Origin of the sequence: Allobosea sp. RAF48 (assembly GCF_052114025.1) — a bacterium.
GTDB lineage: Bacteria > Pseudomonadota > Alphaproteobacteria > Rhizobiales > Beijerinckiaceae > Allobosea.
The window spans coordinates 188911-211464 of sequence record NZ_JBFRDZ010000003.1 but is presented as its reverse complement, the minus strand read 5'-3'; the positions used below and the strand labels follow the sequence as shown (position 1 = coordinate 211464).

Here is a 22554-nt window from a genome sequence, read left to right as displayed (position 1 = left end):
GTGCCTTGTGAAGGCTCCCGGATCGGCGCTGCTTTGCAGCTTGTCCGGAATGACGCTGCGCTTCCGTAGAAATTTTTCATCGCGGTCGTGCCGTGCGTCGCCGTGGCGAAGGGTGCCGCGGCGCCGAATTCCGCGCGCTTACGGATACTTAACCTTAACGAGCTGTGATGGCGGAGAGTCCCCGCAGGTGCGTTCGCGCACCCTCGATTCCATTGACGCCCATTATTGCCCATGCTATCCCAAATCATCCCGTCGAAGCCGGCAGGCAATCCAAAGGTCAAGGTCCGTGTGCCGCGCGGAATTTGGCTGCAGGAGGTGTCTTGCCCGCTTCGGCGGGGGGTCTTTTCGCCGCCAGCCTCGTCGTGCTGCGGCGCCGTGAGGAGCAAGCCGGGAGGCGGCGTTGACGGACCGCTTCGTCTCGAACTTCACCAATCGGCTCGACGCCAAGGGGCGTGTTTCCATTCCTTCAAGTTTCCGGGCTGTCCTTGCGAAGGACGGCTACGAGGGGCTCTATGTCCATCAGGCGCTCGACCTGCCGGCGCTGGACGCCGGCGGCAACGCGCTGCGGGCCACGATCGACGACATCCTGGCGCGCTTCTCGCCGTTCTCGGACGAATGGGAGCTGCTTTCGACGGCGCTCAACGGCACCTCAGAGGTGCTGAAGGTCGATACGGAGGGGCGGATGGTGCTGAGCGAGGCGCTGAAGGCGCATGCCGGGATCGGCGACATGGTGACCTTCGTGGGCCATGGCCACAAATTCCAGATCTGGGAGCCGGAGCGTTTCCGCGCCCATCTCGAAGCCGCGCGGACGCGGCTGCGCGACGTCAAGCGCGCGCTGGGCGGATTGACCATTCCAGCCGGAGGTGCGGGCACATGACGGATCGTGGCGACCGTCCAGGTGCGGCCATTGGCGGACCGGCTCGTCATGTGCCCGTGCTGCTCGCTGAAGTGCTGGAAGCGCTCGCGCCGCAACCGGGCGGGCGCTATCTCGACGGCACCTTCGGAGCCGGCGGCTACACGAAGGCGATCCTCGATGCGGCGCCGGGCGCGATCCTGCTCGGGCTCGACCGCGATCCGACGGCGATCGCGGGCGGGGCCGATCTCGTCGCGGCGATGGACGGGCGGCTGACATTGTCGCAGGCCTGCTTCGGCGAGCTCGCCGAGGAAGCCGAGCGCTTCAAGATGGCGCCGCTCGACGGCGTCGTGCTCGACATCGGCGTCTCGTCCATGCAGCTGGATCAGGCCGAGCGTGGCTTTTCATTCCGCTTCGACGGGCCGCTCGACATGCGCATGAGCGGGCAGGGGCAGAGCGCGGCCGAGATCGTCAACGAGGCCGAGGAAGGGCTCCTCGCCAACATCTTCTACCATTATGGCGAGGAGCGCCGCTCGCGCGCCGTCGCACGCGCCGTCGTCGAGGCTCGCCGCAAGGCGCCGCTCACCACCACCAAGCAGCTTGCCGATCTCGTCGCCGGCATCGTGCGCGGCGAGCCGGGCGGGGCACATCCGGCGACGCGCGTCTTCCAGGCGCTGCGCATCGCGGTCAACGACGAACTCGGCGAGCTGGTCAGGGCTCTGCATGCGGCCGAGACGGTGCTTAAGCCCGGCGGGCGGCTCGTCGTCGTGACCTTCCACTCGCTGGAAGACCGCATCGTCAAGCAATTCTTCGCCGAGCGCTCGGGCCGCGTGCCGGCCGGCTCGCGTCATGCTCCGGCCGTGGCTGCCGCGCAGCCGACCTTCCGGCTGATCGCCAAGGGCGCGGTCGCGCCGTCCGAGGCCGAGATGCGGGCCAATCCGCGGGCGCGCTCGGCCAAGCTGCGCGCCGCCGAGCGCAACGAGGCGCCGGCACGCAGCGCCGATGCCGGGCTCGTCGCGCTTTCGACCGTCCCCGACCCGCAGCCGCGCCGGAGATCCTGAGCGTGATCAAGCTCCTGCATGTCATTGCCATCGGCGCACTGGTCTCCTCGGCGGTCTATGCCTATTCGATCAAATACGAGACGACGCTGGCGGCCGAGCATCTCCAGAAGCTCAAGACCAAGACCCAGCGCGAACGCGACGCGATCCAGGTGCTCAAGGCGGAGTGGCAGTTCCTGAACCGGCCCGACCGGGTCCAGGCGCTGGCCGAGCGGCACCTCGACCTGCAGCCCTTCGTCGTGACGCAGGTCGTGAAGCCTTCCGATATCCCCAATCGCGGCCCGAAGGTCGACACCATCGGCCGCAAGCTTGAGGATCTCGGCCTCAGCGTCCCGACCGAAACGCCGAAGAGCGCCAGGACGGGCGCGACGACGCCGGGGCCGATGCCATGACCGGACCGAAACAGAACGAGGCCCCGATGGAGCAGCAGCACGAGGCCGCCGGGGGCGCGGTCAAGCGCGGGCGCCTGGCCTGGCTGCGTGATGTCTTCCGCATGAGCGGCGAGAAGAGCCAGCCGCGCGTCGGCCTGGTCATCCTCGGCTTCTCGGCGCTGTTCATCGCCATTACCGGCCGGCTCGTCATGCTGGCGACACTGCCGAACGAGCAGGTCGGCCTGCGCCGCGCGACCTCCAACGCCATCTCCGCGGCGCGGCCCGACATCACCGACCGCAACGGCGAGGTGATGGCGACCGACATCCGTACGGTCTCCGTCTTCGCCGAGCCGCGCAAGATCCTCGATAAGGACGAGGCGACCGAGCTGCTGACGGCCGTGCTGCCCGATCTCGATGCCAAGGATCTGCGCGACAAGCTCGGCACCAAGAAGGGCTTCGTCTGGGTGAAGCGCGAGATCACGCCGCGCCAGCAGGCCGAGGTGCACCGGCTCGGTATCCCCGGCGTCGGCTTCGTGCCCGAGAACAAGCGCGTCTACCCCAACGGCACGGCGGCTGCGCATGTGCTGGGCTTCGCCAGCGTCGACAATGTCGGCATCGCCGGCATCGAGAAATATATCGACTCGCAGGGGCTGCAGGACCTCAACGGCGCCGGCCTTGCGACCGAGGCCTCCGATCTCAAGCCGGTTCAGCTCTCGATCGACCTGCGCGTCCAGCACCTGCTGCGCGACGAGCTCTTCAAGGGCATGGAGCGCTTCAAGGCCATCGCGGCGGCCGGCGCGATCATGGACGTGAACACCGGCGAGGTGATCGCGCTGGCCTCGCTGCCGGATTTCGATCCGAACAATCCGGTCGACGCGCTGGAGAAGGACCGCATCAACCGGATGAATGTCGGCGTCTACGAGATGGGCTCGACCTTCAAGGCGCTGACCATCGCGATGGCGCTCGATTCCGGCAAGGTCAACATCAATTCGAGCTTCTCGACCGCCGGCGGCATGATGCGGTTCGGCCGCCAGGTCATCAAGGAATACCACGGCACCGGCCGCAACCTGACGGTGCCCGAGGTCTTCCTGCACTCGTCCAATATGGGCTCGATCAAGATGGCGCTCGCCGTCGGCGTCGAGGGCCACAAGGCCTTCCTCAAGAAGATGATGCAGCTCGACCGGATGACGACGGAGCTGCCGGAAAGCGCCGCCCCGATCGTCCCGCAGCGCTGGGGCGAGATCAACACCGCGACCATCGCCTTCGGCCACGGCCTGGCGGTCGCGCCGCTGCAGGCCCTCTCCGCCGTCGCGGCGCTGGTCAATGGCGGCTATCTGATGAAGCCGACCTTCCTGAAGCGCACCGAGGAGGATGCGCGCAAGGTGGCGACGCGCGTGATCAAGCCGGAAACCTCGGAGGCGATGCGCTACATCATGCGCCTCAACGGCGAGAAGGGCTCCGCCCGCAAGGCCGACATTCCCGGCTACTTCGTCGGTGGCAAGACCGGCACGGCCGAGAAGGTCATCAACGGCCGCTACGCCAAGAACAAGAACTTCACGACCTTCACGGCGATCGCACCCTCGGACAAGCCGAAATATCTCTTCCTCGCGATCTACGACGAGCCGAAGGGCTATGCCGAGAGCGGCGGCTATTCGACCGCCGCCTGGAATGCCGGCGTCACCACCGGCAAGGTGATCGAGCGTGCCGCCCCGATTCTGGGCCTGTCGCCGCGCTTCGACCCGCCGCCGTCGCCCTTCCCGCTGATGGCGAAGCTCGGGGCCTGGGGTTCGCGCTGATCTCGGCCTATACACGGTGACCATGACGATGACCGGATACAGCCTCGGAAACCTCTTCCCCGAGACCTTCGACGTCGACGCCGCCAGCCAGCAGGTGCACGGCGTCGCCTTCGACAGCCGGAAGGTCACGGGGGACGACGTCTTCGTCGCGCTCGCCGGTGCGAAGGCGGACGGTGCGCGCTTCATCATGGACGCGGTGGGGCATGGCGCCGTCGCCGTTATTTCGGGCGGCCCGCGCCCGGCCGACCTGCCGGCGGGCGTCGCCTTCGCGCAGGTCGACGATCCGCGCCTTGCATTGGCGCTGGCTGCCGCGAAGATCCATCCGCGCCAGCCGCAGACCATCGTCGCGGTGACAGGGACGAGCGGCAAATCCTCCGTCGCGGATTTCACCCGGCAGATATTCCAGGCACTCGGCCATGAGGCGGCGAGCCTCGGCACCATCGGCGTGGTGACGGCGAAGGGCGCCGATTACGGCTCTCTGACGACGCCCGACCCGCTTTCGCTGCACGCCTCGCTGGATCAACTCGCCGGTGACGGCATCACCCATCTCGCGATGGAAGCCTCCTCGCACGGGCTCGACCAGCGCCGCCTCGACGGCGTGCGGCTGCAAGCCGGCGCCTTTCTCAATCTCGGGCGCGACCATCTCGACTATCATCCCAGCGTCGAGGACTATCTCACCGCCAAGCTCCGGCTCTGGGAGCTGCTGCCGGAAGGTGCGCCGGTCGTGATCAATCGCGACGAGCCCTATGCGGAGGAGGCGGCGCAGGCCGCCGCCGCCGGCGGGCATCCGATCATTGGCATCGGCCGCAAGGGCGAGACGCTGACGCTGCTTGGCAATGAGCGCGATGGCTTCTCGCAGCGGCTCACGGTCGGTTTCGACGGGCAGAAGCTCTCGGTCGCGCTGCCGCTGGTGGGCGATTTCATGGCCGGCAACGCGCTGGTCGCAGCCGGGCTTGCGATCGCGACCGGCGAAGACAAGGCCGCCGCGCTGCAGGCGATTGCGGGCCTCGAGGGCGTGGCCGGGCGGCTGGAGCGCGTCGGAGAGGCCAATGGCGGGCTCGTCGTGGTCGACTATGCCCACAAGCCGGATGCGCTGGCCGCCGTGCTGACGACGCTACGGCGCTATGCTTCCGGGCGGTTGATCTGCGTCTTCGGCTGCGGCGGCGACCGCGACAAGGGCAAGCGCCCGCTGATGGGGGCGATCGCGGCCGAGAAGGCCGATATCGCCATCGTTACCGACGACAACCCGCGCAGCGAGGATCCGGCGACGATCCGTGCCGAGATCATGGCTGCCTCGCCGAAGCTCCTGGAGGTCGGCGACCGCGAGGAGGCGATCAGAAGCGCGGTGTGCATGCTGATGCCTGGGGATTTGCTGGTCATAGCCGGAAAAGGCCATGAAACCGGCCAGATCGTGGGCGACCGCACACTGCCCTTCTCCGATCACGACGTGGTCCGGAAAGCGCTATCGGAGATCGCAGGATGAGCGCCCCTCTCTGGACCGGAGACAAGCTGATCGCGGCGCTGGGCGCGCGGCCCGAGGGCGCCGTGCCGCCGGCCGTGACGGGGGCCTCGATCGACACCCGCACTGTTGAGCCGGGTGACGCCTTCTTCGCCATCAAGGGCGAGGCGCGCGACGGGCATGAATTTGTCAAGGCTGCGCTTCAGAAGGGTGCTGCGCTCGCGGTGGTCGATGAGGCGCATGCGGCGGACCTCACGGGCGCCGGTGCGCTCGCCGTCGTTCCGGACGTGCTGAAGGCGATGGAGCGGGCCGGAACGGCGCGGCGGGCGGAGCTCAAGGCGGGCGTCATCGCCGTCACCGGCTCGGTCGGCAAGACCGGCACCAAGGAGGCGCTGCGCCTCGTGCTCTCGCGGCAGGGCAAGACGCATGCGCCGGTCGCCTCCTACAACAACCATTGGGGCGTGCCGCTCACTTTGTGTCGTACTCCCAGCGACGTGGCCTATGCGGTCTATGAGATCGGGATGAACAGCCCGGGCGAGATCGTGCCGCTGGCGCGGATGGTGCGCCCGCAGGTTGCGATCATCACCACGATCCAGCCGGTGCATCTGGCCGCTTTCGCCTCGCTGGAGGGCATCGCGGAAGAGAAGGCCGGTGTCTTCTGGGAGCTTGAGAAGGGCGGCACGGCGATCGTCAATGCCGACATTCCGCAATCCGAACTGCTGCGGGACATCGCCAAGTCCGGCCCGGCCGGGCGGATCATCACCTTCGGCGAAAGTCCCGATGCCGACGTGAAGCTCGTCTCCTGCGCGCTGAAGCCGGACATGTCGACGGTCGAGGCGCGCGTCTTCGGCGAGCCCGTCACCTATCGTCTCGGCAGCCCGGGCAAGCATATCGTGCTGAACTCCCTCGGTGTGCTCGCCGTCGTCCATGCGCTCGGCGCCGACCTCGCGCTCGCGGCGCTGGCGCTGGGCGATCTGAAGCCGCCGGCAGGACGCGGGGCACGGCAGATTTTGCAGGCGCCGGGCGGACGGATCACGCTGCTCGACGAAAGCTACAACGGCAACCCCGCATCGATGCGCGCTGCGATCGAGAATCTCGGCCGCCTGCCGGTCGAGGGGCGGGGCCGCCGCATCGCCGTGCTCGGCGATATGCTGGAACTCGGATCCACAGGCGCGGAGCTGCACCGAGGCCTGGCTGATCCTCTGGTCGCTAGCAAGATCGACAAGGTTTTCGCCTGCGGGCCGCTGATGAAAGGGCTCTATGAGAGCTTGCCTTCGCCCATGCGGGGGGCTTATGCCCCCGGGGCGGGCGAACTGGAGCCGCTCGTGCTCGATGCGATCCGTGCCGGCGATGTCATCACGGTGAAGGGGTCGCTCGGCTCGCGCATGGGGCCGATCGTCAAGGCGATCCTCGCGCGCTTTCCTGCCATGCCTGCCGATGACTGATCTCCAAGAGCGGGATGCGAAAAAGTGGAAACCAGTTTTTCGCATCCCGCTCTCATCTTTTGGAATCGATCACGTTTTATGATTTTGGATCGAATCGCTCCAAAATCATCGTGATCTAAGAGAATAACGAAGCATGCTCGTCTGGCTCGCCGAACTCTCCGGCACCTTCCCGATCCTGAACGTCTTTCGCTACATCACCTTCCGCGCAGGCGGGGCGACGGCGACGGCGCTGCTGTTCGTCTTCTTCTTCGGGCCAGCGGCGATCTCCTGGCTCAGGATCAAGCAGGGCAAGGGACAGCCGATCCGCACCGACGGGCCGGAAACGCATCTCGCCAAGCGCGGCACGCCGACCATGGGCGGGCTGATGATCATGTCCGGCCTGTTCGCCGCGGTGCTGCTCTGGGGCAATCTGCGCAACCCCTATGTCTGGATCGTGCTCGGGGTGACGGCGGCGTACGGCGCCATCGGCTTCTATGACGACTATCTCAAGGTCACCAAGCAGTCGCACAAGGGTTTCTCGGGCAAGGCGCGCATCTCCATCGAGGTCGTGGTCGCGCTGATCGCCTGCTATTTCATCATGCAGACGCAGCCACCGGCAATCGGCTCCGGCTTCGCTATGCCCTTCCTCAAGGAAGCTATCATCCCGCTCGGCATCCTGTTCCCGCTGGTCACGGCCTTCGTGGTGGTTGGCGCCGGCAACTCGGTGAACCTGACGGACGGGCTCGACGGGCTCGCCATCGTGCCGGTGATGATCGCGGCCGGCACCTTCGGCTTCATCTCCTATCTCGTCGGCAACGCGATCTTCGCCAACTACCTGCAGATCCACCACATCCCCGGCGCCGGCGAACTCGCCGTGGTCTGCGGCGCGGTGATCGGCGCCGGCCTCGGTTTCCTCTGGTTCAACGCGCCGCCGGCCCAGATTTTCATGGGCGATACCGGTTCGCTCGGCCTCGGCGGCCTGCTCGGCACCATAGCGGTCGCGACCAAGCACGAGATCGTGCTCGCCATCGTCGGCGGCCTCTTCGTCGTCGAGGCGCTCTCGGTGATCATCCAGGTCGCGGTGTTCAAGCGTACCGGCAAGCGCGTCTTCCTGATGGCGCCGATCCACCACCATTTCGAGAAGCTGGGCTGGACAGAGCCGCAGGTGGTGATCCGCTTCTGGATCATCTCCGTGGTGCTGGCGCTTGTCGGCCTCTCCACGCTCAAGCTGCGCTGAGACACAGAGCATGACGCCCGTCACCGTGTTCGCCGGGTGCAAGGTCGCCCTTTTCGGCCTCGGCGGCTCGGGCCTTGCCACTGCGCGCGCGCTGAAGGCTGGCGGCGCGGATGTCTCAGCGTGGGACGACAGCGAGAAGAGCCGGGAGAAGGCGGCGGCCGAAGGCATCACTGTCGTCGATCTGGCGGGTGCCGATTGGTCGAGCTTCGCTGCCTTCGTGTTGTCGCCGGGCGTGCCGCTGACGCATCCGGAGCCGCATTGGACCGTCGGGAAAGCCGAGGCTGCGGGCGTCGAGATCATTGGGGATGTCGAGCTGTTCTTCCGTGAGCGGGCGAAGACCGCGCCGGGTTCGCCGGTCATCTGCATCACCGGCACCAACGGCAAGTCGACCACCACCGCGCTGATCGCGCATGTGCTCAAGGAAGCCGGGCGCGACGTCCAGATGGGCGGCAATATCGGCACTGCCGTGCTGGCGCTGGAGCCACCGGCGGCTGATCGCATCCATGTCATCGAGTGCTCGAGCTACCAGATCGACCTCGCGCCGACGCTGGCGCCGACGGTCGGCATCCAGATGAACCTGACGCCTGATCATCTCGACCGGCACGGCTCGCTGGAGAACTACGCCGCGATCAAGGAGCGGTTGGTCGCAGCAGCGGATATCGCCGTGCTCGGGGTCGATGACGAGGCCTCGAAGCAGATGGCGCGTCGCCGTGCCGCCGGGGGGCGCCCGCTCGTGAAGATCAGCGGCGAGCAACCGCTGGACGAGGGCGTCTTTGCCGGCGTCACCGCCAATCAGGGCCGGCTCGACACCCGTATCGTCGAGGTCAGGGGCGGCAAGCCGCGCGTCGTCGCTAATCTCGCCGGCATCGGCTCTTTGCGCGGCTCACACAATGCCCAGAACGCGGCGGCAGCCTTCGCCGCCTGTGCGGCGCTGGGCCTGAGCGCTGAAGAGATCGAAGCGGGCTTCAAGAGCTATCCGGGATTGGCGCATCGCATGGAGGAACTCGGCCGGATCGGCCGCGTCGTCTTCATCAACGATTCCAAGGCGACCAATGCCGACTCGACCGAGAAGGCGCTGACCTCCTTCCACGACATCTTCTGGATACTCGGCGGCAAGGCCAAGGATGGTGGTATCGAGTCCCTGCGCCGCTATTTCCCGAACATCGCCAAGGCCTATCTGATCGGGGCAGCCAGCGACCTCTTCGCCGCGACCTTCGACGATGACGGACGCGTCGCCTATGAGCGTAGCGACACGCTCGACAAGGCGGTGGCGGACGCGGCGCGAGACGCGCTGGCGAAGCCGGGCGAGGGCGAGATCGCGGTGCTGCTCTCGCCGGCCTGCGCCTCCTTCGACCAGTTCCCCAATTTCGAGGTGCGTGGCGACAGCTTCCGCGCGCTGGTCGCAGCGTTGCCGGGCTTCGAGCCCTTTGGGGCGGGCGGGAAATCTACCGCTCCGTAGCGCCCGCTGATTCGAGCGGGAAACGCGTGGTCATCCCGGGCTTGACCCGGGATCCATGCCTGAACAGGTCCGGCATGGATCCCGGATCTCCGCTTCGCCGCGTCCGGGATGACAACGCGGATGTTCAAACCCGGCTGGGCCGACCCTTTCACGACGCCGGGCAGGCAGCACCGCTGTCGGCCCAGGCCTGCATCAGCGCGCCGAACTCCGCTGCGGTGCCCGGTGCCGGCTGGCGGCCCTTGCCGGGATTCCAACCCCAGAGCACGAGGGTGTCGGTGGTGACGTGCTTGATCAGCGCGGCGGTGTCGCGGCTGCCGTTGCGATTCTGGTCCTTCAGCTGCTCGCAGATCTGACCGACCGTCTTGCCTTCCCAGGCCATGGAGGCAGGAGCGAGTGCCCAGTGCCCGTCGCCGGGAACCCCTGCCGGATCGAAATTCTCCTTTCCGTGGCAGGTTGCGCAATGCAGCCCGGCTGCGCCATGGCCGTCCTTGCCGCGTACGACCACCGGCTCGTGCAGCTTGCGCGCATCGCCCTGGCGCGGCCGCTCCGTCGCCGGATGGCAGTTCATGCAGCGCGGATGCATGAGCACCTTGCCCATCTCGTTGAACAGCGCGACCGAGCGGTCGCGCTGATTGGCAATCGAGGCGAAGCTCGAAGCCGGACGCAGGGCCGTGCCGCCGGGCTGGGGCTGGCCAGCACTCTGCGCCAGCGTCAGCGCGCTGCCGGTGACGCAGACAGCGAGCGCTGCCGCGGCGGCGAGGATCAGATTTCGGCTCATCAGACCGTGCCTCCCTGCATCGGCAGCTGGCGCGGCCGGCCATGGCCGAGCGCGGCGAGCGCGTTCGCGACGGCGGGGCCGATCGGCGGCACGCCGGGCTCGCCGACTCCCGTCGGCTTCTCTGTGGAGGCGATGATCCTGACCTCGACCTCCGGCATCTCGTTGATGCGCAAGGAGCGGTATTCGTGGAAGTTGGTCTGGACCGGCCGACCGCCGTCGAGCGTGATCTGGCCGTAGAGGGCGTGGCCGAGGCCGAAGCCGATGCCGCCCTCCATCTGGGCGCGGATGACGTCGGGATTGACGGCGACGCCGCAATCCACCGCGCACCAGACCTTGTGGACCTTCGGCTCGCCCTCCGGGCCGATCGAGACCTCGGCGATCTGGGCGACGAACGAATTGAAGCTCTCGACCACGGCGACGCCGCGCGCACGGCCATCGACCGGCGCGGAGCCCTTCCACCCCGCCATCTCGCCGGCCGCCTTGAGGACAGCTGCGGCGCGCGGATGCCTGTCGCCCATCATCGCGAGCCGGCCCTGCAGCGGGTCCTGCCCCGCGGCCTGCAGCAACTCGTCGACGAAGCACTCGACGGCATAGCCGGTGTGGGTGTGGCCGACCGAGCGCCACCACAGGGTGGGCACGCCGACCTTGGGGTTGTGCACCTCGCAGCGGAAATCCGGTACCTCGTAGAAGATCTCGTTGGCGCCTTCCACCGAGGTCGCGTCGATGCCGTTCTTGACCACGAAGGACTCGAAGGGCGTGCCGAGGAAGAAGGATTGGCCGACCACTGTGTTCGACCAGGCGGTGATCTTGCCATCCTTCACCGCACCCCTGAGGCGGTGCACGAAGAGCGGGCGGTAGTAGCCGCCGGTGAGATCGTCCTCGCGGGTCCAGACGATCTTGACCGGCCGGTTCGGGCCGATCGCCTTGGCGGCCATGGCAAGCTCGGCAGCAAGGTGCTGGCTGACCTGCGCGCGCCGGCCGAAGCTGCCGCCGGCGAGCATGGTCTCGAGGTTCACCTTCTCGGGCGGCAGGCCGAGGATGGTGGCGATGGTCTGGTGCTCGGTGGTCTGGAACTGGCTGCCGAAGCGGGCATGCGCCTTCTCGCCGTCCCATTCCAGATAACCGTCGAGCGGCTCCATCGGCGCATGCGCCAGATAGGGGAAGACGAACTCGGCTTCGATGACCCGGTCGGCCTTGGCGAGCGCGGCTTCGGCGTCACCGTGGCTGCCGGCGATCGTGCCGGGTTGGCGGGCGAGGCGGCGATATTCGGCGATCAGCTCGGCGCTGCCGCGCTTCTCCGCCTCGCTGTCATCCCAGGTGACCTTGAGCGCCTCGCGGCCCTTCAGAGCCGGCCACATCCCGCTGGCATAGACCGCGACGCCGGAGCCGATCTGCTTGACGTCGACGACGCCCTTGACCTTGAGCGCCTGCGAGGCGTCGAAGCTGGCGACCTTGCCGCCGAATCGCGGCGAGCGGGCGACGACCACCGTCAGCATGTTCGGCGCGTAGATATCGATGGTGAACTGAGCCTTGCCGCGCGTCTTGTCGGCGGTGTCGAGGCGCTTCACCGCGCCCTCCTTGCCGATCAGCCGGTAAGCAGAGGCCGGCTTCAGCGGCGGGTTCTCGGGCACGGGCAGTTTCGCCGCTGCCTCGGCGAACTCGCCGAAGCGACCCTGCTTGCCGGAGGCATGGCTGATGACGCCGGCCTCGACCTTGATCTCGGAGACGGGAGCCTTCCAGGCATCGGCGGCCGCCTGGACCAGCATGGCGCGGGCGGCGGCGCCGGCCTTGCGCATCTGCTCCCAGCTGTTGGCAATCGCGGTCGAGCCGCCGGTGCCCTGAACCCCCAGCGCGAGATTGGCGTAGAGCTTGACGTCGGCCGGCGCATGCTCGGCGCGCATCTGGCTCCAGGAGGCGTCCATCTCCTCGGCGGCGAGGGTGGCGAGGCCGGTGAACGGCCCCTGGCCGAACTCGATATGTTTGACGATCACGGTGACGGTGTCGTCCGGCGCGACGCGGATGAAGGCATTCGGCGCGAAGCTGTCATTGCCGCCGGGCCGGTAGCCGGCCGCAGCGCCGGACTGGGCGCGGGCATTGCGCGGCAGGTTGAAGCCGATGACGAGGGCGCCGGCGCCTTTGAGCAGCGTGCGGCGGGAGAGGGCGGGATCATGCGCGGTCATGGCTCAGATCTCCAGCGCGCGGGCCGCGTCATGGATCGCGGCGCGGATGCGGACATAGGTGGCGCAGCGGCAGATGTTGCCGTTCATCGCGAGATCGATGTCGCGATCGGTCGGCTTGCGGTTTTCCTTGAGGAGGGCGATGGCGCTCATCACCTGGCCGGACTGGCAATAACCGCATTGCGGCACGTCGCGGGCGATCCAGGCGGCCTGGACGGCATCCGCCTCCTTGCCGGCGAGGCCCTCGATCGTGGTGATCTCGCTGGTCCCGACCGCGGAGACCGGGGTCACGCAGGAGCGCAGCGGCTGGCCATCGATATAGACTGTACAGGCGCCGCATTGGGCGACGCCGCAGCCGAATTTGGTGCCGGTGAGGCCGATATTGTCGCGGATGGCCCAGAGCAAGGGCGTGTCGTCGTCGACGTCGACGGTATGCGTCGTCCCGTTGACTTTGAGAGAGACCATGGCTGCCTCCGATGCTGGCATGACGCAGCGCGGCACCATGGTGCGGATCGAGGGCTCGCCCTCGATGGCCCGATCTGACATATCAGATGGCGGGCGATGAATCCGTAGCCCTGGGTCGCGCGACTGGACTAAATAGACGATTTGAGTCTATTTAGGATAGTCGCGCGCAGTTTGGATTTTGTCAAGACTACTGACGCTGCAATGTCGGACAGACGCGAAAGTTCCAGCTCTCTCCCGGTCGACGACGCTCGTGCTCGCGTCGACCAGATCGCCGAGGCGGCGCTGCGGCTGTTCGCCCGCTATGGCTACAAGCGCAGCTCGATGGACGACATCGCCAAGGAGGCGGGGCTGGCCAAGGCGACGCTCTACCTGCATTTCAAGGGCAAGGACGACGTCTTTCGGGCGATGCTGGACCTGCTAGGACGCCGCGTCGAGGCACGTTGCCGTGAGGTCGTCGCGACCAAGGGCCCGTTTCCGGAGCGGCTTGCTGCCCTGCTGCAGGCTCATCATGGGCAAGCCTATGCGAGCTTCGGCACCGGCGAACATCTCGTCGAGCTGAAGGCGGTGATGAACGCCATCGCGACGCGCGAGTTGCAGGCGTTCGAGCAGATATTCGCCAAGCTGGCAGCGCAGCTTCTTCAGGAAGCCGAGAGCCAGGGCGAAATCGCCTTTGCCCGCGCGTGCGTCCCCACCGGGGACTGGATCGCCGGCCTGATGTTCGCGGCGGCCGGCGCAAAGACGGGCGAGCCGCCGAGTGCCCAAGTCTATGCGCAGCGGCTTGCCGACGTTGCCCGCATCTTCGCGGCGTCGGTTGCCGCCCGGTAGCGAAGGGCGAAGGCGTTCGGGAACTCCGAAGGCTGCCTGCCGACAGCGATCCAATAATCCACGTCGTCGACGGGTTCGTTGCTCTAACCGTTCGAACGCCCGAGCAGCCCCGTCAGCGGCAGCGCCACGATGACGACGGGCGCGGTGAGCAGTGTCCAGGCAGCCGCGTATCCGAAATGATCGACGATCAGGCCGAAGAACCACGGCCCGAGCGCCATTGCGATCAGGCAGAGCGTCGAGGCGAAGCTGACGGTCGAGGCCACGGATGTGGGCGGGGCCATCTCCGCTATCTCCAGCAGATAGAGCGGGAACCAGCCGATTCCGAAGAGGCCGAAGGTGACCAGCACGCAGGCTGCGAGCCATGACGGCGTATCGCCCGGCAGCGCGGCGAAGATCGCGACGGTCGTCGCGCCGATAAGCGCGATGACCGCAAATGAGCGGGGCCGCCGGCCGGGCCATAGCCTGTCGCTCAGACAGGGCAGAACGACCCGGCCGGGAATGCCGGCGAGCTGCGCAATGGCGAACAGGCTGGCCGCGCCGACGATGCCGAGGCCGAGGGAGCCGGCCATGTAGCCGATGGCGTGGGCGGTGAAGGTGAACTGGAAGGCGGACATCGCGATGCCCAGGCGCAGCACCGGCCAGAACCGCGGGTTCAGGCCAACCGTCCGAACCAGCGCGCGCAATGGCAGCGGCTTGTCGCGATTGCCTGCGCCGGCACTCTGCTGTTCGCCTTCCCGGTAGAAAGCGAGGAACAGCAGGCTGCCGAGAAGCGAGATGCCGGCGCTGAACCAGGCTGCCGCCGGCAGGCCGGCATGGACGACGAGCAGGGGCAGAAGGGCGGCTGCGATCATTGTCCCCAACGGGACAGCGGCCTGCCGAAAGCCCGTCGCCAGTGCGCGGTGGCGCGGCGGGAACCAGCGCATGATGGCCCGCGTGCCGCCCGGCTGCACCGCTGCATAGGTGCCGCCGAGAAAGGCCATGCTGAGCAGAAGGCCGGTCAAGCCCGTCGCGAAGGAAGCCGCGGCCATCGCAGCCGCCATGCCCAGCATGGCGATGCCCACGACGATGCGCTCCCCGTACAGATCGATGGCCCGCCCGATCACGTAGATCGTCGCGATCTGCGTGCCGTTCATCACGGTGACCGCGAGGGAGGCCGAGGCGAGCGAGATGCCATAGGCATCGCGCCAGAAGGGTACGAGGATGTAGACGCCCTGCGAGACCAGTGAACCTGCCGTCTGGGTGGCCACGGCGACCGTCAGGACGGTCCAGATGTAGGAGTTGGTCCCGGCTTGCCGGGTATCCGGTGCGGATGCGACTGCGAGGGAGGTTCTGGGCATGGACTTCGTTCTCGGGTGGCGGCCGCACACGGAAGCCCGATTTTCAATGCGATCGGAACTGTCGGGTTCCGGATATCAATGATATCGTTCTGTTATGAATGCTCGCCGTTCGCTCGATCCCGAGGCCATCGAAACCTTCGTTCTGGCCGCCGATCTCCGGTCCTTCACGAAGGCCGCTGCGGTTCTCAACACCACCCAGGCAGCCGTCTCGCTGCGGCTGAAGCGCCTCGAGGCACATCTCGGCCAGCGCCTGCTCGAGCGCACGCCGCGCCGCATCAGCCTGACCGCGGCTGGAGAGCGCTTCCTAGGTCCGGCTCGCGAGTTCCTTTCTGCGCATCGCCGCGCCGCCGAGGCGCTGTCGGAAGAGGCCGTTTCGCTCAACCTCGGCGTGACGCATCACCTCGTTGGCCCCGAGTTGACCCGTGCGATCCAGGCCGCCGGCAAGCAGGCTGGCGGGGTGAAGCTTTCGCTGCGAACCGGATTGTCGGGCGGGCTGCTCGAGCGGTTCGATGCCGGCGAGCTCGATGCGGTCATCATCCTGCGCCACGATGCCAGCCGGCGCGACGGCGAGATTCTCGCTCAGGCACGCTTCGGATGGTTCTGCGCTCCCGACTTTTCGCCGTTTCAGGGAGAGCCGCTGCCGCTCGCGGTCCAGAGGCCGCCATGCAATCTGCGGAGCATGGCGATCGGTGCGCTCGACGCGGCCGGAACGCCATGGCGAGAGGCCTTCATCGGCGAGGGGGCCGCTTCGGTGGCAGCGGCTGCGAGTGCGGGCCTTGGCCTTGCGCCGCTGGCACGATGCGCAGCGCCGGCCGGGCTCGTCGAGGCGGGCTCGCGCTTCAAGCTGCCGCCGCTGCCGGCGCGGCCCATCGTCCTCCATTCGGCCGTGAGCAGGCTCCGTGCCGCGGCGCTGCTCAACGGCATGGCGGCGACGTTCCGCGCCGAGGCGCAGCGATAGCGGGCGGCTGTGGGAAGCCCGGCATTCCGACGCATCGGAATCAATCGGTTAACCATTCATTGACAGAGTGATTCGTCTCGCAAGGCGCGGCCTCGCCGCGCAGAATTTGTCGATGGGATGCCCGTCATGGTCTCGCGCGCGGAACCTTCTCTCAGCGGCCGCTGGTGGTGGTCGATCGACCGCCTGATCCTTACCGCCCTCGTCGCCCTGATGGTGTCGGGCGTCGTGCTGCTGATGGCGGGCGGACCGCCGGTGGCCGAGCGACTCGGGCTCTCGACCTTCCATTTCGTCAACCGTCAGGCCGCTTATCTTGCCGCGGCGATGGTGATCTTCCTCGGCGTCTCGCTGATGACGCCCCGGCAGGTGCGGCGCGCGGCGCTGATCATCTATGTGCTCTCGCTCGCCATGGTGGTGGCGACGCTCTATTTCGGCGTCGAGGTGAAGGGCGCCAAACGCTGGCTGACGCTCGGACCGCTGGGCTCGGTGCAGCCCTCCGAGTTCCTGAAGCCCGCTTTCGTCGTGATGGCCGCCTGGGCCTTTGCCGAGGGCACCCGCCGGCCGGATCTGCCGGGCACGATCCTGGCGCTGCTGCTGCTGCCGGTCACGATCGTGCCGTTGGTGCTGCAGCCCGACTTCGGCCAGACCATGCTGGTCAGCCTGGTCTGGGCAGGGCTGTTTTTCGTCGCCGGATTGCACTGGTTCTGGGTGATCGGACTCGGCGGCGTCGGCGCCGTCGGCATCCTCGTCGCCTACGAACTGGTGCCGCACGTGCGCGCCCGCATCGAGCGCTTCATGGACAAGGGCTCGGGCGACACCTTCCAGGTCGATACGGCTCTGGAGAGCTTCGCGCAGGGCGGCTGGCTCGGGAAGGGACCCGGCGAGGGCACGGTGAAGCGCATCCTGCCGGACGCCCATACCGACTTCATCTTCGCGGTCACCGCCGAGGAGTTCGGCGTCGTCGTCTGCATGCTGCTGGTCATGCTCTTCGCGGTGATCGTGCTGCGCTCGCTCTTCGTCGCGCAGAAGGCGGAGGACCCGTTCATCCGTCTCGCAGTCACCGGGCTCGCGCTGCTCTTCGGCATCCAGGCGGCGATCAACATGATGGTCAATCTGCACATGATGCCGGCCAAGGGCATGACGCTGCCCTTCATTTCCTATGGCGGCTCCTCGCTGCTCTCGCTCGCGATCGGTACCGGCTTCCTGCTGGCGCTGACGCGGCGGCGGCCGCGGTCGGTCGATTTCGGCTCGTACAGGCGCTGAGCATGGCCGCGGGCAAGCTCATCATGCTGGCTGCGGGCGGAACCGGCGGCCATCTCTTTCCGGCGGAGGCACTGAGCCACGCGCTGCACGCAAGGGGCATGCGCGTCGTGCTGATGACCGATACGCGCGCGGCCGAATATGCCGGCAATTTCCCGGCCGAAGCGGTCCATGCCGTGCCGGCGGCGACCCCCTCCGGCCGCTCGCCGCTGCAGAAGGCGGCGGCGCTGTTCAACATCGCCAAGGGTACCTTCGCGGCGCGGCGGATCATCCGGCAGGTGAAGCCGGACGTCGTCGTCGGCTTCGGCGGCTATCCGACGGTGCCGCCGGTGCTCGGCGCCTCGCTCGCGGGCGTCCGCACGCTGATCCACGAACAGAACGCCGTGATCGGCCGGGCCAACCGTTTCCTCGCCGGCCGGGCCGACGTGATCGCGACCGGCTTCGCCAAGGTCGGCGGTTTGACGGAAGCGCAGCAGACCAAGTGCCGCCATGTCGGCAATCCCGTGCGCCCGGCCGTGATCGAGGCCGCAGGCCATGATTATGACCCGCCGGGCGAGGGCAAGATCAGGCTGCTCGTCTTCGGCGGCAGCCAGGGTGCGCGCATCATGGCCGATATCGTGCCGCCGGCGATCCAGCTCCTCACCGAGGGCGAGCGGGCGCGCCTGACCATCGTCCAGCAGGCGCGGGCCGAGGATGACGAGCGTGTGCGCGGCATCTACGAGACGCTCGGCGTCAAGGCGACGATCGCGCCGTTCTTCAAGGATCTGCCGGCGCAGATGGCGGCGGYGCAACTCGTCATCGCGCGCTCCGGCGCCTCGACCTTCGCGGAGCTTTCGGTGATCGGGCGGCCCGCAATCCTGGTGCCGCTGCCGGGCTCGCTCGATCAGGACCAGGCGGCCAACGCAGCCTTCCTGCAAGGGGTGGGCGGCGCCATCCGCATGCTGCAGACGGATTTCACGCCGCGGCACCTCGCCGGCGAGCTCTCCAAGCTCATCGCGCAGCCGGCGCACTTGACGAGCATGGCTGCAAACGCGAAGAGCGCCGGCATCCCCGACGCTGCCGACCGCCTGGCCGATCTCGTGATCGCCACGGCCCATTCTTCGAACTGATAGGATTTCGGGACCATGAAGCTGCCGCCGAAGCTCGGCTCCATCCATTTCGTCGGCATCGGCGGCATCGGCATGTCCGGCATCGCCGAAGTCCTGCACAATCTCGGCTACAAGGTGCAGGGCTCGGATGCCTCCGATGGCGCCAACGTCAAGCGCCTTGCCGAGAAGGGCATCACCACCTTCGTGGGCCACAAGGCCGAGAACCTCGGCGAGGCCGAAGTCGTGGTGATCTCGACCGCGATCAAGCGCGACAATCCCGAACTGCTCGCCGCCCGCGAGCAGCGCCTGCCGGTGGTGCGCCGCGCCGAGATGCTGGCCGAGCTGATGCGGCTGAAAAGCTGCGTCGCCATCGCCGGCACCCATGGCAAGACGACCACGACCTCGCTGGTCGCGACGCTGCTGGAGAAGGGCGGGCTCGACCCGACCGTCATCAATGGCGGCATCATCAACGCCTATGGCACCAACGCCCGCATGGGCGAGAGCGACTGGATGGTGGTCGAGGCCGACGAGTCCGACGGCACCTTCCTGAAGCTGCCGGCCGACGTCGCGATCGTCACCAATATCGACCCCGAGCATCTCGACCATTTCGGCACCTTCGACGCGATCAAGGCGGCCTTCCGCTCCTTCGTCGAGAACCTCCCGTTCTACGGCTTCGCAGTGATGTGCATCGACCACCCGACGGTTCAGGGTCTGGTCGGCCAGATCGAGGACCGCCGCGTCGTCACCTATGGCGAGAACCCGCAGGCCGATTTCCGCCTGATCGACATCGATCTCTCGGGCGGGCAGGCGAAGTTCACGCTCCTTATCCGCGACCGCAAGAGCGGGCGCGACGAGGTGATCCGGGACCTCGTCATGCCGATGCCCGGCCATCACAACGCGCTGAATGCGACCGCTGCGATCGCAGTCGCCTACGATCTCGGTATTCCCGTGCCTGTTATCCGCGAGGCGCTCGCCGGCTTCGGCGGCGTCAAGCGTCGCTTCACCAAGACCGGCGAGTGGAACGGCGCGCTGATCTTCGACGATTACGGCCATCACCCGGTCGAGATCGCCGCCGTCCTCAAGGCGGCGCGGGCCTCGACCAAGGGCAAGGTCGTCGCCATCGTGCAGCCACATCGCTACACTCGTCTCTCCAGCCTGTTCGATGACTTCGCCGCCTGCTTCAACGACGCCGATACGGTGATCGTGGCCGACACCTACGCGGCCGGCGAGGCACCGATCCCCGGCGCCGACCGCGATTCGCTGATCGCCGGCATCAAGGCGCGCGGTCATCGCCACGCGCTGGCGCTGGAAGCGCCGGACAAGCTTGCCGGCATGGTGGCCGAGCTGGCGGGACCGGGCGATTACGTCGTCTGCCTCGGCGCCGGCAACATCACGCAATGGGCTTATGCGCTGCCGGGTGAGCTCGAGGCGCTGAACGGGTAACCGCGCCCCGCGTTCTCCACCGTCATTCTCGGGCGAAGCGAAGCGCAGACCCGAGAATCTCGAACAGAAGAATGAGGGAGCCTCCTTCGGCGAGAGATGCTCGGGTCAAGCCCGAGCATGACGACCTGTTCCGTCCCGGAACATCATGCGCTAAAGCGACGCCATGCCCTTCGAAGATCTCTCCTCCGACATCCGCGCCTCGGCCCCCGACCTGCGGGGCCGGCTTCTCGCCAATCAGGACCTCGCGGGGCTGACATGGTTCCGCGTCGGCGGCGCCGCGCAGATCCTGTTCACGCCGGCCGATGACGAGGATCTCGCCTACCTGCTCTCGAAGCTGCCGGACGACGTTCCAGTCACCGTGGTCGGCCTCGGCTCGAATCTGATCGTGCGCGATGGCGGCATTCCCGGCGTCGTGGTCAGGCTCGGCGGCAAGGCTTTCGGCGAGATCAAGCTGGAGAGCGGTGACCGGCTGCGGGCCGGAACGGCGGTGCCGGACGTCAAGGTGGCGCGTGCGGCGGCCGATGCCTCGCTCGACGGGCTCGCCTTCTATCGCGGCATTCCCGGCTCGATCGGCGGGGCGCTGCGCATGAATGCCGGCGCCCATGGCGGCGAGACCACCGATGTGCTGGTCGAGGCGCGCGGCGTCACCCGCAAGGGCGAGATCGTCACCTTGTCCCACGCGCAGATGGGCTTCACCTATCGCAACAGCGCGGCATCGACCCGCGACATCATCTTCACTTCCGCCCTGTTCCAGGGGCGGCCGGGCGATCAGGCGCTGATCCAGGCCGAGATGGACCGGGTGACGCAGGCGCGCGAGGCGGCCCAGCCGATCAAGGAGCGCACGGGCGGCTCGACCTTCAAGAACCCGGATGGCGGCAAGGCCTGGAAGCTGATCGATGCCGCCGGCTGCCGCGGTTTGCGGGTCGGCGGGGCCCAGGTCTCGGAGATGCACTGCAACTTCCTGATCAACACCGGCGGCGCGACGGCCGCCGATGTCGAGGGGCTCGGCGAGGAGGTTCGCCGCCGGGTCAAGGAGAATTCCGGCTTCGAGCTCCAGTGGGAGATCAAGCGGCTCGGGGTTGCGGCGTAGCGGCTGTTGTGGCCGCAGCCCGGCGCGAGAGCAGCATTCCCGCGATCGTCGAACTCAGGATGATCGCGATGCCGAGGAGCTGGACCGCGCCCAGCCATTGGCCGAGCAGCACGGCGCCGAGGATGGTCGCGACCGTCGGGCTGAGCAGCCCGAGGAAGGCGACGCTGGCGCCGAGCGTGGTGATGCCCCTGACCCAGAGCCAATAGGTGAGGGCGGTGCCGATCAGGACGAGATAGCCAAGCCCGATCCCGTTCAGGGCAGTCGGCATCGGCGGCGGGCCTTCGACCAGCAGCGCGACCGGCAGCAGGATCAGCCCGCCGAGCGTGAGCTGCCAGGCCGCCAGCGCGAGGGCCGAGCCCAGCTTGCCCCAGCGCTCGATCAGCACGGTTCCGGTTGCCATGGAGGCGGCGCTGGCGAGGCCGGCGACGATGCCGATGGCGTCGGGCCGCGCATGCGGATCGAGCACCAGCAGGGCGACGCCGACGAGGCCGGCGAGCGCGGCGAGGATCTGCCCGCGGCCCGGGCGCCGGCCGAGCAGCGGCCAGGCCAGCAGGCCGACGATCAACGGCTGGGTCGAGCCGACCGTGGCGGCAAGTCCGCCGGGCAGGCGCGCCGCGCTGACGAAGAGCAGCGCGAAGAATATCCCGATATTGGCGAGGCCGAGCGCCGCGAGCGGCAGCAGCTTGTCGCGCGGCGGCAGGCCCGCGCCGAGCGCCATCAGCAGAAGGCCGGCCGGCAGAGCCCTCAGCGCGCCGACGAGCAGCGGATGATCCACGGGCAGCGTCTGAGTGAAGACGACGTAGGTCGAGCCCCAGATGCAGGGCACGAGGATGGTGGTCAGCAATATCTTGTTCAGCGGCATGGCGGCCTCCCAGGCGCGTGGAGCTTGGCTCACGACAGCGCGGCTGCTATTTTTATTTCATGTCAGATAATTCGATATCGAATTATCTGACATGAAATTACTTGGCAAGGAGCAGCCATGAGTCAGGAGCGACCCCACGTTCAGGGTGGGCCGATGGATTCGATCCTGGCGCAGTGGCGGCGGGAGCGGCCCGATCTCGACACGAGCGTGATGGCGGTCTGCGGCGATCTCTGGCGGGCGGCCGACCGGGTGCGGGACGGCGTTTCGGCCAATCTTGTGGCCGATGAGCTTGATCTCGCCGGTTTCGACGTGCTGCTCACTTTGCGGCGCCAGGGCGAGGGGCGGGCGCTATCGCCGTCCGAACTCGCGCAGGACATGATGATCTCGACCTCGGCGATGACGAACCGCCTCGACCGGCTGCAGAAGCGCGGGCTGATCGAGCGGCGGGCCGACCCCGCGGATCGCCGGGCGCTGCGCATTGTGCTGACCGCGACGGGCTTCGCGCTGGCGGACCGAATCGTTGCCTCGCATGTCGCGACCGAGGAGCGGCTGGTGAGTGCGCTCTCTTCGGAAGAGCGTGCACAGTTACGACAGTTGCTTGCCAAAATCGGTTGATT

General features: G+C 67.6%; 20 protein-coding genes. 15 read left to right on the top strand and 5 right to left on the bottom strand.

The window, feature by feature from the left end:
- Positions 1 to 400 precede the first annotated feature (400 nt).
- The 8 genes from AB4Z10_RS07210 to murD all read left to right on the top strand — a co-directional run bounded on the left by AB4Z10_RS07210 (position 401) and on the right by murD (position 9657).
- Positions 401 to 877 carry a division/cell wall cluster transcriptional repressor MraZ gene (locus AB4Z10_RS07210; protein WP_441469706.1) on the top strand — a complete coding sequence of 159 codons (477 nt, stop codon included), beginning with the start codon at positions 401 to 403 and terminating at the stop codon, positions 875 to 877.
- A complete protein-coding gene (gene rsmH / locus AB4Z10_RS07205; protein ID WP_441469705.1) occupies positions 874 to 1914 on the top strand; it encodes a 16S rRNA (cytosine(1402)-N(4))-methyltransferase RsmH in 1041 nt (346 codons plus the stop codon). The genes AB4Z10_RS07210 and rsmH overlap by 4 nt, the downstream gene beginning before the upstream one ends.
- Positions 1915 to 1916: 2 nt before the next feature.
- Positions 1917 to 2303: a cell division protein FtsL gene (gene ftsL, locus AB4Z10_RS07200; RefSeq protein WP_441469704.1), complete on the top strand. Its 387-nt coding sequence runs from the start codon at positions 1917 to 1919 to the stop codon at positions 2301 to 2303.
- 26 nt (positions 2304 to 2329) lie between these two features.
- On the top strand, positions 2330 to 4078 hold the full coding sequence (locus AB4Z10_RS07195; protein WP_441470029.1) for a peptidoglycan D,D-transpeptidase FtsI family protein: 1749 nt from the start codon (positions 2330 to 2332) through the stop codon (positions 4076 to 4078).
- 28 nt (positions 4079 to 4106) lie between these two features.
- Positions 4107 to 5561: a UDP-N-acetylmuramoyl-L-alanyl-D-glutamate--2,6-diaminopimelate ligase gene (locus AB4Z10_RS07190; protein ID WP_441469703.1), complete on the top strand. Its 1455-nt coding sequence runs from the start codon at positions 4107 to 4109 to the stop codon at positions 5559 to 5561.
- On the top strand, positions 5558 to 6982 hold the full coding sequence (locus AB4Z10_RS07185) for a UDP-N-acetylmuramoylalanyl-D-glutamyl-2,6-diaminopimelate--D-alanyl-D-alanine ligase (RefSeq protein WP_441469702.1): 1425 nt from the start codon (positions 5558 to 5560) through the stop codon (positions 6980 to 6982). The genes AB4Z10_RS07190 and AB4Z10_RS07185 overlap by 4 nt, the downstream gene beginning before the upstream one ends.
- 133 nt (positions 6983 to 7115) lie before the next feature.
- Positions 7116 to 8198 (top strand): phospho-N-acetylmuramoyl-pentapeptide-transferase, encoded by a 1083-nt coding sequence (gene mraY / locus AB4Z10_RS07180; protein ID WP_441469701.1) that lies wholly within the window; start codon positions 7116 to 7118, stop codon positions 8196 to 8198.
- A gap of 10 nt (positions 8199 to 8208) precedes the next feature.
- Complete coding sequence (murD, locus tag AB4Z10_RS07175) at positions 8209 to 9657, top strand: UDP-N-acetylmuramoyl-L-alanine--D-glutamate ligase (protein ID WP_441469700.1); 1449 nt, start codon at positions 8209 to 8211, stop codon at positions 9655 to 9657.
- Positions 9658 to 9805: 148 nt separating this feature from the next.
- Here the strand turns inward: murD and AB4Z10_RS07170 are convergent, their stop codons facing one another.
- From AB4Z10_RS07170 to AB4Z10_RS07160, 3 genes are read right to left on the bottom strand one after another with little or no spacing between them, the layout of a single operon-like run.
- The gene (locus tag AB4Z10_RS07170) at positions 9806 to 10435 is read right to left on the bottom strand and encodes an Isoquinoline 1-oxidoreductase subunit (protein ID WP_441469699.1); all 630 of its coding nucleotides are present in this window, start codon (positions 10433 to 10435) and stop codon (positions 9806 to 9808) included.
- The gene (locus AB4Z10_RS07165) at positions 10435 to 12615 is read right to left on the bottom strand and encodes a xanthine dehydrogenase family protein molybdopterin-binding subunit (RefSeq protein ID WP_441469698.1); all 2181 of its coding nucleotides are present in this window, start codon (positions 12613 to 12615) and stop codon (positions 10435 to 10437) included. Before AB4Z10_RS07165 ends, AB4Z10_RS07170 begins: the two co-directional genes overlap by 1 nt.
- Before the next feature lie 3 nt (positions 12616 to 12618).
- Positions 12619 to 13077, bottom strand: coding sequence for a (2Fe-2S)-binding protein (locus AB4Z10_RS07160; protein WP_441469697.1), 459 nt, complete (start codon positions 13075 to 13077; stop codon positions 12619 to 12621).
- Between the two features lie 201 nt (positions 13078 to 13278).
- On the opposite strand from AB4Z10_RS07160, the gene AB4Z10_RS07155 reads away from it, so the two are divergent.
- Positions 13279 to 13902: a TetR/AcrR family transcriptional regulator gene (locus AB4Z10_RS07155; protein WP_441469696.1), complete on the top strand. Its 624-nt coding sequence runs from the start codon at positions 13279 to 13281 to the stop codon at positions 13900 to 13902.
- A gap of 83 nt (positions 13903 to 13985) precedes the next feature.
- Here the strand turns inward: AB4Z10_RS07155 and AB4Z10_RS07150 are convergent, their stop codons facing one another.
- Entirely contained in the window at positions 13986 to 15239 is a 1254-nt protein-coding gene (locus tag AB4Z10_RS07150) for an MFS transporter (RefSeq protein WP_441469695.1), read from the bottom strand.
- Between the two features lie 94 nt (positions 15240 to 15333).
- On the opposite strand from AB4Z10_RS07150, the gene AB4Z10_RS07145 reads away from it, so the two are divergent.
- The 5 genes from AB4Z10_RS07145 to murB all read left to right on the top strand — a co-directional run bounded on the left by AB4Z10_RS07145 (position 15334) and on the right by murB (position 21075).
- Entirely contained in the window at positions 15334 to 16197 is an 864-nt protein-coding gene (locus AB4Z10_RS07145) for a LysR family transcriptional regulator (RefSeq protein WP_441469694.1), read from the top strand.
- Between the two features lie 126 nt (positions 16198 to 16323).
- A complete protein-coding gene (locus AB4Z10_RS07140) occupies positions 16324 to 17457 on the top strand; it encodes an FtsW/RodA/SpoVE family cell cycle protein (RefSeq protein WP_441469693.1) in 1134 nt (377 codons plus the stop codon).
- 2 nt (positions 17458 to 17459) lie between these two features.
- Complete coding sequence (gene murG / locus AB4Z10_RS07135) at positions 17460 to 18563, top strand: undecaprenyldiphospho-muramoylpentapeptide beta-N-acetylglucosaminyltransferase (RefSeq protein WP_441469692.1); 1104 nt, start codon at positions 17460 to 17462, stop codon at positions 18561 to 18563.
- Between the two features lie 15 nt (positions 18564 to 18578).
- The gene (murC, locus tag AB4Z10_RS07130) at positions 18579 to 19985 is read left to right on the top strand and encodes a UDP-N-acetylmuramate--L-alanine ligase (protein WP_441469691.1); all 1407 of its coding nucleotides are present in this window, start codon (positions 18579 to 18581) and stop codon (positions 19983 to 19985) included.
- Between the two features lie 163 nt (positions 19986 to 20148).
- Complete coding sequence (gene murB / locus AB4Z10_RS07125) at positions 20149 to 21075, top strand: UDP-N-acetylmuramate dehydrogenase (protein WP_441469690.1); 927 nt, start codon at positions 20149 to 20151, stop codon at positions 21073 to 21075.
- Here murB and AB4Z10_RS07120 read toward each other — a convergent pair.
- Positions 21050 to 21937 carry an EamA family transporter gene (locus tag AB4Z10_RS07120; RefSeq protein WP_441469689.1) on the bottom strand — a complete coding sequence of 296 codons (888 nt, stop codon included), beginning with the start codon at positions 21935 to 21937 and terminating at the stop codon, positions 21050 to 21052. The genes murB and AB4Z10_RS07120 overlap by 26 nt on opposite strands.
- A 117-nt stretch (positions 21938 to 22054) precedes the next feature.
- Here AB4Z10_RS07120 and AB4Z10_RS07115 point away from each other — a divergent pair, with 117 nt between their 5' ends.
- Positions 22055 to 22552, top strand: coding sequence for a MarR family winged helix-turn-helix transcriptional regulator (locus AB4Z10_RS07115; protein ID WP_441469688.1), 498 nt, complete (start codon positions 22055 to 22057; stop codon positions 22550 to 22552).
- The last annotated feature ends 2 nt before the right edge of the window (positions 22553 to 22554 follow it).